The sequence below is a fragment of the Capnocytophaga gingivalis genome (genome assembly GCF_002302415.1).
Taxonomy (GTDB): domain Bacteria; phylum Bacteroidota; class Bacteroidia; order Flavobacteriales; family Flavobacteriaceae; genus Capnocytophaga; species Capnocytophaga gingivalis.
The window spans coordinates 1,542,800-1,556,084 of the sequence record NZ_CP022386.1; the positions used below are offsets into that span (position 1 = coordinate 1,542,800).

14 protein-coding genes and 2 pseudogenes are annotated in these 13,285 nt (G+C 34.1%); all 16 read left to right on the plus strand.

All coding sequences use genetic code 11. From position 1 onward, the window contains the following. The first annotated feature begins 52 nt into the window (after positions 1 to 52). The 16 genes and pseudogenes from CGC50_RS07405 (at position 53) to CGC50_RS07470 (ending at position 13,285) form a co-directional block, all read left to right on the plus strand. On the plus strand, positions 53 to 1,369 hold the full coding sequence (locus CGC50_RS07405; protein WP_095910270.1) for a DUF389 domain-containing protein: 1,317 nt from the start codon (positions 53 to 55) through the stop codon (positions 1,367 to 1,369). Positions 1,370 to 1,451: 82 nt separating this feature from the next. Then, entirely contained in the window at positions 1,452 to 2,024 is a 573-nt protein-coding gene (locus tag CGC50_RS07410; protein WP_095910271.1) for a Crp/Fnr family transcriptional regulator, read from the plus strand. A 73-nt stretch (positions 2,025 to 2,097) separates the two neighbouring features. After that, on the plus strand, positions 2,098 to 2,841 hold the full coding sequence (locus CGC50_RS07415) for a helix-turn-helix domain-containing protein (protein WP_009733817.1): 744 nt from the start codon (positions 2,098 to 2,100) through the stop codon (positions 2,839 to 2,841). Positions 2,842 to 2,870: 29 nt separating this feature from the next. After that, complete coding sequence (locus tag CGC50_RS07420) at positions 2,871 to 3,296, plus strand: VOC family protein (RefSeq protein WP_002666885.1); 426 nt, start codon at positions 2,871 to 2,873, stop codon at positions 3,294 to 3,296. Continuing rightward, complete coding sequence (locus tag CGC50_RS07425) at positions 3,296 to 3,649, plus strand: MmcQ/YjbR family DNA-binding protein (protein ID WP_002679424.1); 354 nt, start codon at positions 3,296 to 3,298, stop codon at positions 3,647 to 3,649. The genes CGC50_RS07420 and CGC50_RS07425 overlap by 1 nt, the downstream gene beginning before the upstream one ends. A gap of 166 nt (positions 3,650 to 3,815) precedes the next feature. Continuing rightward, positions 3,816 to 4,286 carry a DinB family protein gene (locus tag CGC50_RS07430; RefSeq protein WP_095910272.1) on the plus strand — a complete coding sequence of 157 codons (471 nt, stop codon included), beginning with the start codon at positions 3,816 to 3,818 and terminating at the stop codon, positions 4,284 to 4,286. Between the two features lie 5 nt (positions 4,287 to 4,291). Then, positions 4,292 to 4,660, plus strand: a complete 369-nt coding sequence (locus CGC50_RS07435) for a TfoX/Sxy family protein (protein WP_095910273.1) — start codon at positions 4,292 to 4,294, stop codon at positions 4,658 to 4,660. 9 nt (positions 4,661 to 4,669) lie between these two features. Further along, positions 4,670 to 4,834: pseudogene (locus CGC50_RS14355) on the plus strand (DUF2461 family protein); the annotation flags it as partial. A 250-nt stretch (positions 4,835 to 5,084) separates the two neighbouring features. Beyond that, positions 5,085 to 5,402, plus strand: coding sequence for a YciI family protein (locus CGC50_RS07445; protein ID WP_232781062.1), 318 nt, complete (start codon positions 5,085 to 5,087; stop codon positions 5,400 to 5,402). Positions 5,403 to 5,430: 28 nt separating this feature from the next. Further along, a complete protein-coding gene (locus tag CGC50_RS07450; protein ID WP_095910275.1) occupies positions 5,431 to 6,624 on the plus strand; it encodes an RNA polymerase sigma factor in 1,194 nt (397 codons plus the stop codon). A 177-nt stretch (positions 6,625 to 6,801) separates the two neighbouring features. After that, positions 6,802 to 9,912: a sacsin N-terminal ATP-binding-like domain-containing protein gene (locus CGC50_RS07455; RefSeq protein ID WP_095910276.1), complete on the plus strand. Its 3,111-nt coding sequence runs from the start codon at positions 6,802 to 6,804 to the stop codon at positions 9,910 to 9,912. 195 nt (positions 9,913 to 10,107) lie between these two features. Next, complete coding sequence (locus tag CGC50_RS13885; protein ID WP_198541600.1) at positions 10,108 to 10,278, plus strand: hypothetical protein; 171 nt, start codon at positions 10,108 to 10,110, stop codon at positions 10,276 to 10,278. 7 nt (positions 10,279 to 10,285) lie between these two features. Continuing rightward, positions 10,286 to 11,455: an alpha/beta hydrolase family protein gene (locus CGC50_RS07460; RefSeq protein ID WP_095910277.1), complete on the plus strand. Its 1,170-nt coding sequence runs from the start codon at positions 10,286 to 10,288 to the stop codon at positions 11,453 to 11,455. Between the two features lie 8 nt (positions 11,456 to 11,463). Continuing rightward, positions 11,464 to 11,598, plus strand: a pseudogene (locus CGC50_RS13675) (DUF302 domain-containing protein); the annotation flags it as partial. Positions 11,599 to 11,716: 118 nt separating this feature from the next. Further along, positions 11,717 to 12,757, plus strand: a complete 1,041-nt coding sequence (locus tag CGC50_RS07465; protein WP_095910278.1) for a PDDEXK nuclease domain-containing protein — start codon at positions 11,717 to 11,719, stop codon at positions 12,755 to 12,757. A 57-nt stretch (positions 12,758 to 12,814) separates the two neighbouring features. Then, positions 12,815 to 13,285 carry a DUF302 domain-containing protein gene (locus tag CGC50_RS07470; RefSeq protein ID WP_232781066.1) on the plus strand — a complete coding sequence of 157 codons (471 nt, stop codon included), beginning with the start codon at positions 12,815 to 12,817 and terminating at the stop codon, positions 13,283 to 13,285.

Consider the following 13,285-nt stretch of genomic DNA (forward strand, 5'->3'; position numbering starts at 1 on the left):
ATTACTATCTTTGCCCCTAATATTAAAACTAACATCATAAATACTTAACATTATGAGTTTTTTGAAAAAGCTTTTTAATTTACATCAAGGAGAAGAGAAAAAGGAAAAAGTAATTGAAGATATCCTTAGCAATATCTCTTTTCGTGGCGCTAACTTGTGGATTTTGGCTTGTGCTATCCTCATTGCTTCCATTGGGCTGAATGTCAATTCTACCGCTGTTATCATCGGGGCGATGCTTATTTCACCTTTGATGGGACCTATCGTAGGGGCAGGATTTGCATTGGCTACTTACGATTTCGACCTATTGAAGAAAACCGGCAAGAGTTTGCTCATCGCTACGGTAGTGAGTCTTATAGTATCGTTTATCTACTTCTATATCAGTCCATTTAAGGATGTGCAGTCAGAGCTTTTGGCACGTACTTCGCCCACTATTTACGATGTGCTTATCGCCTTTGTGGGTGGGTTGGTAGGGGCTATCTCGCTAACGCGCGAGGATAAAGGTAACCCTATACCAGGGGTGGCTATCGCTACTGCCTTGATGCCTCCGCTCTGTACAGCTGGTTTTGGCTTGGCCACCGGCAATATTAGTTACTTTTTAGGTGCTTTTTACCTATACAGCATTAACTGCTTCTTTATAGGAATTGCTACTTTCCTCATCATCAAATACCTGAAATACACTCCTAAAAACACGGGTAACGAAGCGCTCAACAAGCGTTTGCGTGTTGTTATCACCACATTGGTCATCCTCATTGTTACCCCCAGTTTGTATTTGGCATATAGTCTTTTGAAAGAGAAGGAATTCAACGAGAATGTAGCTCATTATATCACTGCCGAGTTCGAAAACAACGGTTATACTATCATTTATAAGAAAATACGCTACAATACGAACCCTAAAAGCATTGAATTAGCGTTTTTGGATAAGAAATTTAGCGATGAAGAGTTAAAAATGCTGCAAAGCAACCTTAAAAACTTCAATCTACTCAATACTGAGCTTATTGTACGACAAAAAGAATCGGAAATTGATAAAGAAATACTATCGGAAATCAACAAAAACAAATCGTCGCTCTCTAGTAAAGATGTGATGATAAAGAACCTAACTGACGAACTAGAAAAATACAAGCCTACTGATGCTACTTTTGCTAAAGAAATGCAGGTATTATTCCCAAGCATAGACGATTTTTATTTTGGCAAGCTGAACCACTTGTCTAATAAAGATTCTCTACAAACGGCTACTGTACTGCTCTACACCCTGAAAAAAGATACTATAAAGGGCAAAGAAGTGGTCAAAGAAATAGATGCCGCGCGATTGCAACAATGGCTCGCTGAGAAATTTGGCGATAAGAAAGTGATTTGCCAATTAGCCAATTAGGCAATTATAAAAAACTCCCTGTAGTGTGAGCTATGCACGCAGTAATTATGGGGAGTTTATTAGCTAATATCAAAGAATAACAATGCCGCATAACTTATTTCAAAATATCTATAAACACCCTCTCATAGGAGCGCAAGAACTACAACAAATACAAAAAGCTCATCAACCTATTGCTTTTCACAAGGGCGATTTTATCTTGCGCAAGGACGAAATAGCTTGTGGTTATCTCATCTTGCAGAGGGGAGTTGCTCGCGCCTTTGTGTATGACTATGAAGGGAATGATATCACTACCGACTTCTTTTGTGAAGGTGAAATTATCGTGCAAGAACTTTCTCTTTTTAAGCATTTACCTTCTGCCGAAAATATCCAAGCCCTTACCGATTGTGAGGGCTGGCATATCGATTATGAGGATTTTCAAAAACTTTATCACAGTTTGAAAGGATATTCCGAATGGGGGCGACTCTTTATGACAGAGAAATTGTTTGAGGCAAAAAAACGTTCTCTTGAAATGATTACACTCCCTGCCAAAGAGCGCTATATGCAGTTTATTAAGGAAAAACCCAGTGCTATAAAGTACGCTCCCTTAAAACATATAGCCACTTATTTAGGCATCACAGATACTTCGCTAAGCAGAATACGAAAGGAGGTTTGTTGAGAAAATCTTGTCATTTTAAAAATTACCAGTAGAGGCTTTCCGCTAATTTTGTACCCTGATTGAATTATAAAAAATGAAATACAGAGAAATAAAACCCATTGGGTTCTTGACGAACTTTATTCAAAGTTTTTGGGAATATGAAACCTTTAGTACAGAATTTGAACATACGATTATTCCAGATGGATACTTCGACCTTATTGTAGGATTTGAAAACAATTCATTTAAACAAATAAAACTAACTGGGGTTTGGATAATGCCTATTAATGTAGTGATACCGAAATCAACTAAACTTTTTGGCATTCGGTTCAAACTTTTGGCAGCTGAATATATATTTCAGCGAGAAATAAAATCTATTCTGAACACAAACATAATTTTACACGATACATTCTGGAACATATCAAGTTATCAAACCAATGACTTTGAAATATTTGTTTCAGAAATCTCGAATTATTTGGAAAATTCAATCAAACATTTTAAGGAAATAGACAACAGAAAACTCAAACTTTTTGAATTAGTTTACCAAAGGCAAAATTTATCTGTTGAAGAACTTTCAAAAAGTGTGTTTTGGAGCAGCCGACAGATAAATCGGTATTTTAATCAGATGTTTGGGTTTTCATTGAAGCTATTTTTAAACATTGTTCGCTGTAATGCTTCATATAAAGACATCTCGAAAGGAATTCTTTATCCAAGTGAAAACTATTTTGACCAAGCTCATTTCATTAAAGAAATAAAAAAATATACGGAAAAAACACCGAGAGAGTTGTCAAAAAACGAGAATGTCCGATTTTTACAATTAGCAACCAAGCGCAACGAGTAATTTTGCATTTTAAATTTAAAAGATTTATTATGAAGATTACAAAACTTACCCCAAATTTTGAAGTAACGGATGTGAAAAAATCGGTTGCTTATTATGAAAAAAACTTCGGGTTCAAATTGATTATGACTGTTCCTGCAACTCAAGACGGAATTGAACAAAGTTTTACCGAAGGTAAAGAATATGTTTATGCTATGATGCAAAAAGATAATGTTGAAATTTTCTTTCAACGTACCGATACATTTAAGGAAGATGTTGTTTTTGCAACAGGTTTGCCAATCGGAGCTTCCGTTTCTTTTTATATGGATATTGAGGGAATAGACGAATTTCATCAACAAATGAAAGCGAAAAAGTTAGAAATAACCGAATTAAAAACAACTTGGTACGGAATGAAGGAGTTTTACCTAAAAGACATTAATGGATACATTCTCGGATTTGCCGAAAAAGCTGAACAATAATGAATATTGAAGAATTGAGAAATTTTTGTTTATCATTAAAAGGCGCAGAAGAATCTATGCCTTTTGACGATAAAACGCTTGTGTTTTCCGTAAAAGGGAAAATGTTTTGTGCCACCGACATAAATACTTATGAGTTTGTTAATTTAAAATGTGATCCTGATAAAGCTATTCAGTTACGAGAACAATATAACGAAGTAATTGAAGGATATTATATGAATAAGAAACATTGGAACAGTGTAAAAACCAAAGGGAAAATTACTGACAAACAGTTTCAAGAATGGATAAAAGATTCGTATGATTTAGTTGTATTAGCTCTTCCAAAGAAAATACAAAAAGAACTCAACGATGAATAAAAACGTCATATAACAGGCGTTTGGTTATTTTTGGACAACCCAACAGCCGAAGATGATTTCTGGGGATAAACATTCATCATTGAAAACTTAAAATCTTGTCTTATGGCAAGATTTTTTTTATTTGAAGGCTGTACTTTTGCCCCCGAATTTTAAACAGTATTTAAAAATGACAAAAACAAAACACTTTGATTTTCTTTTATCCATTCGCAAAAATCTATTGACTTACTTAGATAATCTTACTCCTGAACAATTAGGCTATATCCCAACAGGCTTTTCTAACAACATCTTTTGGAATATAGCACATTGTATTGCTGTACAGCAATTCTTATGTTATCAGCTCAGTGGAAATAAACTGCTAATAAGCAATGATTTTTTAGAGAAATACAATCGTGGCACCTTTCCTCAAAAGATTGCACCTTTAAAGGAAGAAATCTACCAAGTAAAGGAATTGTTACTCAGTACGGCAAATCAATTACAAGAAGATTATCAAGGAAGGCTATTCAATGAGTTCCCAACAGTTAAGGTAGGTTTATTTTCTATTGATACTATAGAAGAAGCTATGTATGTAAACAATATGCACGAATCGAGACATCTGGGAACTGTAGTAGCTTTAAACTATTTTAGTTCAAAAATCTAATAAAAATGGCTTATAGTATAACACTTGCGAATAGAGTTCGCGAATATTTAGCCGAAATACCCCATATTACGGTAGAAGAAAAAGCGATGTTTGGCGGTTTGGCTTTCTTGGTGAATGACAAGATGTGCATCAGCATAGGGGAGGATTGCCTAATGTGTAGGTTTGACCCTGAGCAGACAGAAGAAATTGCCGAAAGGCAGGGCTTCTCGCCAGTGGTAATGAGAGGCAAAGAGCTCTCTGGCTATTGCTATGTAGACCCTAGGGGGTACAACCCAAAAAAAGACTTTGATTTTTGGTTACAACTCTGTTTAGAATTCAACAGCAAAGCAAAGAGTTCTAAGAAGAAGAATAAAAAAACAACTAATTCGCAATAATATATGTTTGATTTCCTTACAGAATTTGCAGAAAACAATAATAAAGAATGGTTTGACGCTCATAAAGCACATATGAATCGGCTACAAGGATTATTAGTTATGCGTCCTTTTTTTGACTTTATGACTGAAGCGCTCACAACAAACCTCAATAGGGAATCGATATCGAATAATTAAAGAAATAGAACTCCCTATTGAAGAACAATATTTTGGTTACTATGGTAGCTTTAGGGATAAGTTTGGTATTGGTTAGATATTTTTATGCTAACTTTTTAAAAGTAAAACTCCCCGTGTAGTGAATAACTGCACGGGGAGTTTTTTATTTGTTAATTTTTACTATCTTTGTCCCCATAGAGGAAATTCAATCGTTATAGGGGTATAATATTAAATTCAAAAACGTATGAAAGATTTTGTATTAATTTTTCGTTTGAACAACATCGCTGATTTCAAGCCTACTGCTGAGCAAATGCAGGAACGTATGAACTGGCTTGCGGGCATCGCTTCACAAAACAAATTAGCTGATAAAGGCAATACCCTTTTGCCTATTGCTGGCAGTGCTAAAACTATCAAAGCCGATAAGGTTGTAACCGATGGTCCCTTTACCGAAATTAAAGAGTTTATCAGTGGCTATGTGGTAGTGAAAGCTGAGAACATAGACGAAGCAGTGGAAATGGCTAAGGCCAACCCTATTTTTGAACAAGTAGGTGGCAGTATTGAAGTGCGTGAAGTGCTAAAAAGAGATTAAAATGCCTCACTCATAACTTTTATCCGATTTGTTTCGAAAAGAATACGCTAAAATGGTGGCAGTCTTATGTCGCCATTTTGGCTTTTCTCATTTGGAGATTGCTGAAGATATTGTAAGTGATACTTTCCTAAAAGCCTATGAATTGTGGGAAAATGAGCCCTTGCCTCCCAACCCTACTGCGTGGCTTTACACCGTCGCCAAAAACAAAGCTAAAGACTATGAAAAACACGTAGCTATATTCCAAAATAAAGTAAAAAAGGCACTTACACCTACTGAAAAAAGCGAAGAACTTACCTTTGAAACCTCTGAAATAAACGACAGTCAGTTAGAAATGCTCTTCAATATCTGCGATCCTTCTATTTCTGTAGAGTCTCAAATAAGTTTGGCTTTGCAAATACTTTGTGGTTTTACAGTGGAAGAGATTGCTAATGCCCTGCTTACTCATACCGAAACTATAAAAAAACGACTTCTTAGAGCTAAAAACAAGCTCAGAGAGCATCATTTTCAAATCAAAACCGTAAGCCCAGCCGATATACAAGCACGATTAGAAACTGTATTGCGCTGTTTGTACTTATTTTTCAATGAAGGCTATTTTTCCGAAACTAACAATCAGTTTATACGAAAGGAGTTTTGCAAAGAAGCCTTGCGCCTTACGCTCTTACTTGCCGAACACCCTCAAACTGATACACCACAAGTGAATGCTCTTTTATCGCTGATGTGTTTCCAAAGTTCCAGACTCGAAGCTCGTACCAGTGCCACTGGTGAAAACACTCTTTATGAACAACAAGATAAAAGCAAATGGGACAAAGAACTCATACACAGAGGCAACTATTACTTAGTAAAAGCCTGCGAAGGATCTCAAATCTCTAAATATCACTTAGAAGCTGGTATTGCCTATTGGCATACTACCCCTACCGATGAAAATAAGTGGGAGTATATTCTCCGCCTATATAACCAACTCATTATCATTGAATATTCTTCTGTAATAGCCTTAAATAGGACTTTTGCTTATGGCAAGGTATACGGCAAAGAAAAAGCTATTGTCGAGGCTGAAAAATTAGGATTGCAAAACAATCGTTACTACCACGAGTTATTAGGATATTTGTATACTGATATCAATAACCAAAAAGCAATTGCTCACTACCAAAAAGCGATTACTCTCTCTAAATCCCCCAACGAACGTGCTACACTGCAAAAACAGATAGAACAATTAGTGAAATAAGAGGAGTTTTTGCAAATTTGCTAATTGTTAATTATTTTATACCTTTGTGTTTAGAAAAATAAATGTATTACAAGTTACACTAGAGGAAGTTTGTTACAAATCGTAGTGTGTTAAAAATCATACTTTTAAAATAAGAACAAACAACATTTAAAAATTAGTAAATAAAACTTTAAAACTATGAGTGAAGCAAAAGAAAAAGCAAAAAAGGAAGCTGCACGTATAGATATGAAGCAACATGCAAACAAACTTATTCAAGGTTTTGAAAAGTTAGATGGAACTGATGCTAAAAGAGCTATCTGGGAACTTCTCCAAAATGCAGTTGATGTTTCTGAGAATTGTGAAATCATTATATCTATCACTGATAAATCTCTTATTTTTCAACATAATGGAAAACCCTTCACTACAACTACATTAAATAGTTTAATAAAACAAGTAAGTTCAAAAGCTTCTCAAAATAATGATGATGAAGTAGGACAATATGGGACAGGTTTTATAACTACACATTCTTTTGGAAAGAAAATATTATTATCAGGTTCCTTGAAAAAAGAGGAGGGTTATATCTATTTTGATAATTTTGAAATAGATAGAACAGCAAAAGATTCTGACGAATTAATTGAAAAACTAATAATACAACAAGAAAAAGCTTTTGACTTAATTGATATAAATGACACTAAAGAAGAACCATCTAAATTTACTACATTTGAATATTTAGTAGCAACTGACTTAGAAAAAGAAAATGTAGAAAAGGTAATTGATGAGCTAAACTTAGCGTTACCCTATGTAATGTCTCTAAATGATAAATTGATAAAAGTTACTATAATTGATAAAAACAAAAAGGAAACTATATTCAAAAAAAACAAAGGATATTTTGAGAATACAATAAAAGTTACTCCTATTCTGATCAATAGTATAGAAAAAATAATCTACTCTATATCAGAGGCAGAAAGTAAAATAGTAGTAATTCTCCCATTAGAAAATCCCAATAAAGCTATTTCTTTTGATCCGAAACTAGCTAAGTTATTTTTATACTATCCTTTAATAGGTACAGAAAACTTTGGTTTTAATTTTATTGTTCATTCAAAGCAATTTGCACCAACAGAACCAAGAGACGGGATACATTTAAGAAGCAATAACGACCAAACACAAGAAAAAGAAAAAAGTAATAGAGAATTATTAGAGGTAGCTTTTACTTTGATTAGTAACTTTATAAAAGAAAATGCTAATATAATAGATAATATACACTTATTATCAAAAATCAACTTCAACACCAATATACCTAATAACTCTATACTCTGTGTATATTTTAAAGAGCTAAAAGAAAAATGGGTAAATAATTTCAAATCTTATCCTTTAGTAGAAACTAATGGAGAAAGAATTTGTCCTGAAGATGCTTTTCTCTTTAGTGAAGAATTACTGAAAGACGACACTTATTTCGATTCGATTTATACCATTGTTAATTTGTTTTGGAAAAATGAAATTCCTCAAAAGCACATTGTAAAAGAATGGACAAAGTATATTACAGAATGGGAAGATACAACACTAAACTTCATAGATATTACTTCAATAGCCGAGGAGATTGAAAAATCTGAAACACTTAGTTTCTATGAAGAAACAAAAGAAGATTTAAAAAACTTCTATACATATTTAATTAAGTATAATCACACAGAGATTTTCAATCAATATAAAATACTACCCAATATCAAAAATGATTTTTGTCAGCAATCACAATTAAAATCGTGCTTAGACATTGATGATGTATTAATAGATATTGCTAATGTTATAATCCCTGATATATCAAAAAAATTCTTAGCAAAAGATTTTAAATTCGAACTCAATTTAGATTCGTATGAACGAAAAGATTTTGTAAAAGATATAAATGCTAAAATTGCTGAAAACTACAAATCAGAAAACAATTTTCTGTTAGCTTCTGAAACTTTAAGTGCTATGATAAAATATTGTTCTATTTTCCCTGATACATCAAAAGGGATACGGGCAGATTTACTATCTATTATAAATGATTTTTTTGGCTTAAAACAACCTATTATAAATATTAGAAATCTTTCTGATGATGGTTCTAATTGGTGGCTAACAGCTCTAAAATGTTTACTACGCAATTTTATATACGAGTTAAATAAAAAAGATAATGAGTGGATAAAATCAAATTTTGACTTTCTAACTAAGTTATCTGAGTCTGGTGCATATACTTATTCTGATTTTAAAGATATTATTTCCATTTTTAAAATATTTCCTAATCAGCAATTTGATTTATGCACAGGAACTAACTTGAAAATTGATAATAATATATCTGAAAAACTAAAAGACTTATATGACGAGATCTTTAAGAATAATTCTGATACATCTAAATATCCCATTAGAAATTTTTTAATACATAATGACTTTAAAGATTTTCTACCTCATAAAGAAGAAAAAACCTCTGAAAGTTTGGGTCAAGAAATAGAAAGTTTACTCAAGATACAAGATAATACTAATATTAATCAATCACCTTATATTAAACAGATCTTAGAAATTATAAAACTCATTTCAGATAATCCCGAATGGAAAAAATATTTCCCTATTATTGAAAGCAAGAAAGCTTCAATAATGTTAGATCGCATTTCAGATAGTGAAACAAAAGAAGATTTATTCTCCATTATAGGATTAGAAAAAGAAAAAATATCTCTATTAGGTAAATTATCTAAAAAGGATAATTTTGAAAAAATAATTAAGTTAGGCACTGAATTGTTAGAAGAAGAAGAGTATAAAAAAACTGACTTTCAATTTAAAAAAACAATAGGAACACATATAGAAAAATTAGTAAGAGAAGAAATTAAAGTTGATTTAAAAACATTTGAAGTAAAGGTACAAGAAGAGCAAGGTGGTCAAGATATTACTATAAAATACAAAGGTGAGATTATCTACTATATTGAGGTAAAATCTCGTTGGGATAGTAAAAATTCAGTTACTATGAGTTCTACACAAATGAAAAAAGCTGTTGAAAATCAAACAGAATATTCTCTTTGTTGTGTAGATATGACTGATTATAAAGTTGGCACAGAAGAAAGATATAAAGTTTCTGATATAAATGAGATACGTGATAGAATTTATATTCTATCTGATATTGGTAGTAAAATAGAACCTATTTTAAAGGGAATATTATCCGTAAAAGATAAAGAAAATGAAATCTCTATCTCTGAAGATTATAGAGGCGTTATTCCTCAAGCAATAATTAAAGAAGGGGGAAGTTTAGATTCTTTTATTGAAATGTTGATAAAGAAACTAGCAAATTAATCTAATTGTTTTCTAGACATCAGAACAATGAAAGAATATTTCTAAACTTTCACTACTTTTTACACTTTAAGATTACAATAATCAACTCATAGCACGATAACCAATAAAACTCCCCGTGTAGCTAAATATACTATACGGGGAGTTTTTCATAAAAGCTACAAATTTAGTAGGTTAAGTAAAAAATAATATGTACTTTTGCATATTATACCGTTTAAAGGTAGCCTGTGGCTACCTTTAAATGCACAAAAAGCAGGGATAGCCACCGCAGCAGTAAAGAAACAATTACACCAAATGACCCTCAAAGGCTATATACAGCGCAAAGAAACAGATGGTTCATTGCGCATCTTTGCCACTACCTCAATATAATTAGCAAATGAAAAAGAAAAAGATGTATATCCTTATCACCATACTATTGCTCTTGCTCGTGGCAGGAGCTTACTATATATTCCGTCCTGCGCTTTTTGCAAAACCTATGGGCAAGTATGCCGTTGGTACGGTGAGTTATTGGGTAACCGACCCTGATAGGGAGGAGATTTTTATCACGGATAAACACCAAGCCAGACAAATCCCCATACAAGTGTGGTACCCTACCGAAAATACCTCTCACCCTGATTACGCCCCTTATATCCCTGAAGCTACAAAGGTGAGCGAGGCTATTTCAGAGCTTTTGCACATCCCAAAAGCATTACTCTATCCGTTGCAATTCAAGCGCTCAAATGCCTTAGTAAAAGCTCCTGTAAACAAGGAAAAATCGCAATATCCTGTACTTCTGTACCTCACAGGACTTTATGGTCACCGATGTATAAATACTTTTCAGATACAAGAGTTGGTCTCTCAAGGCTATATAGTGGTGGGTATTGATTGCCCGATAGCGGTAGCCTTGGCAACCTTCCCCGATGGCAGTACGCTCAAAAGCCTGCCGCGAACGCTCATCGACCCTATGCTCAATGAGAGCCTTACAGAAGAAAATCCACTTTTGAGTTATAAGGGAAAAACCTTTGAGGGGGGATTGATAGCCTACTTCGCCAAAGATGTATCGCGAGTAATAGATTTCCTTACTGCGCTCAATATAAACGACCCTAATCATCTTCTTTACAACAAACTCAACTTGGATAGATTAGGAGCTTTTGGGGTCTCTCTCGGGGGAGTTATCGTATCGGAGGCCTCATGGAGGGATAGACGTATTAAGGCAAGCTTAATTATGGAATCTCCCATTCCTAAGAAGATAGCACAAACAGGTTTGCCTGTTCCTACAATGGTTATCACACGTCCGGCAGAAGCTATGCGTGCTGAACGCAAGAAATCGGGAGGATGGACAGAAAGTGACATAGAGCAGCATCTCAGTACAATGAGGGCTTTGTTTGAGAATACAGCTGAAAGTGAATTTGTACAACTTCCTGATATGTTCCATGTGGATTTTACCGATGTACCCTTGTGGGTGCCTTTTCCTCATCTTTTGGGATTTAGTGGTAAAACCCCTATAGAGCAGACCCATGACAAACTGAATGGACTTACCCTTACTTTTTTTAAAGAATACTTATAATAAACTATATGAAACACTTCATTACATTCCTATTATTCCCGTTCTTAGCAGCTGCACAACCTATTATTAGCTGTACAGATGTGATAAAACCTTATGGAGACTTCCAAAGTCCATTAGCTTTTGAAGAGACCGTAGTTGTACTTTAGAAAAACACCAGAAAAAATAGATGTTACAATGCTATAGTTAATAAATTCGTTAATTGGAGTGCTCAGAAATAAAGGAATTATCCTTATCTTTGTACTTTCTTAGAGAACACAAAAGATGAATGCCATTATCAATACTTCAGCCTACAGAGAATGGTTAGAAGCTCTTAAAACAAATATTCAACAAAGCCAAATCAAAGCAGCTATACAAGTAAATAGTGAGCTATTGCACCTTTATTGGCGAATAGGGAAGGATATAGTTCAAAAGCAAGAACAAACCCAATGGGGTGATGGTTTTCTGCAAACCCTGAGCAGAGACCTACAAGAAGCCTTTCCTACTATGAAAGGGTTTTCTTATCGGAACTTAAAATATATAAGGCAGTGGTATTTGTTTTATAATCAAGAAAATATAATTGGGAAACAACTTGTTTCCCAATTAGAAATGACCCTATTCAATATCCCTTGGGGGCATCATATAATGATTATACAGCGTTGTAAGAACATATCTGAAGCCCTTTTCTATGTCAATAAAACCATAGAAAATCACTGGAGTCGCTCGGTGTTAGAACATCAGTTGGGGTTAAACTTCTATGACAGAGAGGGAAAAGCTATTACGAATTTCAAGCAGCAACTTCCTGCTATACAATCCAATTTGGCACAACAACTCACTAAAGACCCTTATATATTTGATTTTCTTACCCTAATGAAACCCTATACAGAGAAAGAGCTTCAAAGTTATTTAGAAGAAAATATGACTAAGTTTCTCTTAGAACTTGGGAAAGGATTCTGTTTTTATGGCAAACAAGTACATATAGATGTAGGTGGTGATGATTTCTATATTGATTTACTTTTCTATAATGTTCGCCTTCATTGTTATGTAGTAGTAGAACTTAAGTCCGTAAAATTCAAACCAGAACACGTAGGACAACTCAAGTTCTATGTTACCGCTGTAGATAAACAGATGCGTACTGAAGCAGATAATCCTACTATTGGTCTGCTTATTTGTAAAGACAAGAATGATGTAGTGGCTGAATATACACTTTCAGATGTTAATAGTCCTATTGGGATTTCCTCCTATCAGTTATATGAACAACTATCAGAAGGATATAAGTCCTCTCTCCCCAGCATTAAAGAGATAGAAGAGCAACTCAAAGATTAGCAAATCATCACTACCTTTGCACTCAAAAACAATATTATGGCTTTAAAATTACAAATAATGTTATTTTTGCTATTTCCTCTTTTGGGAATGGCACAGATTAACTCTACAGAACTAAAAACCACCACCGAGTATATGGTGCAGAGTCCGTATACTTTTACACAAACTATAGAAAGGCTTCAGAAGGTTTTGAAGAGTAAAAACATCACCATTTTTGCTACTATCGACCACCAAGCAGCAGCTGAGGTCGTAGGCGAAAATATGCAGCCTGCCACCGTGCTTATAGTAGGCAACCCCAAAGTAGGCACCGCCCTGATGCAAGAAAATCCTCTCTTGGCTATTGAACTCCCTTTGAAAATCCTCATCTATGAGGACGGTAAAAAGGTAAACATACGCTATGAGAAAATTGCTGCTATTGCTGAAAAATACCATATAAAGCAAACCTTCAGCACAGCAGAGAAAATAGATGCAACAATGCTACAACTGATAAAATCGTCAATTGGGGAATATCCTAGGGGAACAGCAGATTAA

Excerpts from the sequence above, each read along its gene's own strand:
- CGC50_RS07470 (WP_232781066.1), top strand. The coding sequence starts at position 12,815 with ATGTTATTTTTGCTATTTCCTCTTTTGGGAATGGCACAGATTAACTCT.
- CGC50_RS07415 (WP_009733817.1), top strand. The coding sequence starts at position 2,098 with ATGAAATACAGAGAAATAAAACCCATTGGGTTCTTGACGAACTTTATT.
- CGC50_RS07410 (WP_095910271.1), top strand. The coding sequence starts at position 1,452 with ATGCCGCATAACTTATTTCAAAATATCTATAAACACCCTCTCATAGGA.
- CGC50_RS07435 (WP_095910273.1), top strand. The coding sequence starts at position 4,292 with ATGGCTTATAGTATAACACTTGCGAATAGAGTTCGCGAATATTTAGCC.
- CGC50_RS07430 (WP_095910272.1), top strand. The coding sequence starts at position 3,816 with ATGACAAAAACAAAACACTTTGATTTTCTTTTATCCATTCGCAAAAAT.
- CGC50_RS07420 (WP_002666885.1), top strand. The coding sequence starts at position 2,871 with ATGAAGATTACAAAACTTACCCCAAATTTTGAAGTAACGGATGTGAAA.
- CGC50_RS07455 (WP_095910276.1), top strand. The coding sequence starts at position 6,802 with ATGAGTGAAGCAAAAGAAAAAGCAAAAAAGGAAGCTGCACGTATAGAT.
- CGC50_RS07460 (WP_095910277.1), top strand. The coding sequence starts at position 10,286 with ATGAAAAAGAAAAAGATGTATATCCTTATCACCATACTATTGCTCTTG.
- CGC50_RS07405 (WP_095910270.1), top strand. The coding sequence starts at position 53 with ATGAGTTTTTTGAAAAAGCTTTTTAATTTACATCAAGGAGAAGAGAAA.
- CGC50_RS07465 (WP_095910278.1), top strand. The coding sequence starts at position 11,717 with ATGAATGCCATTATCAATACTTCAGCCTACAGAGAATGGTTAGAAGCT.
- CGC50_RS07425 (WP_002679424.1), top strand. The coding sequence starts at position 3,296 with ATGAATATTGAAGAATTGAGAAATTTTTGTTTATCATTAAAAGGCGCA.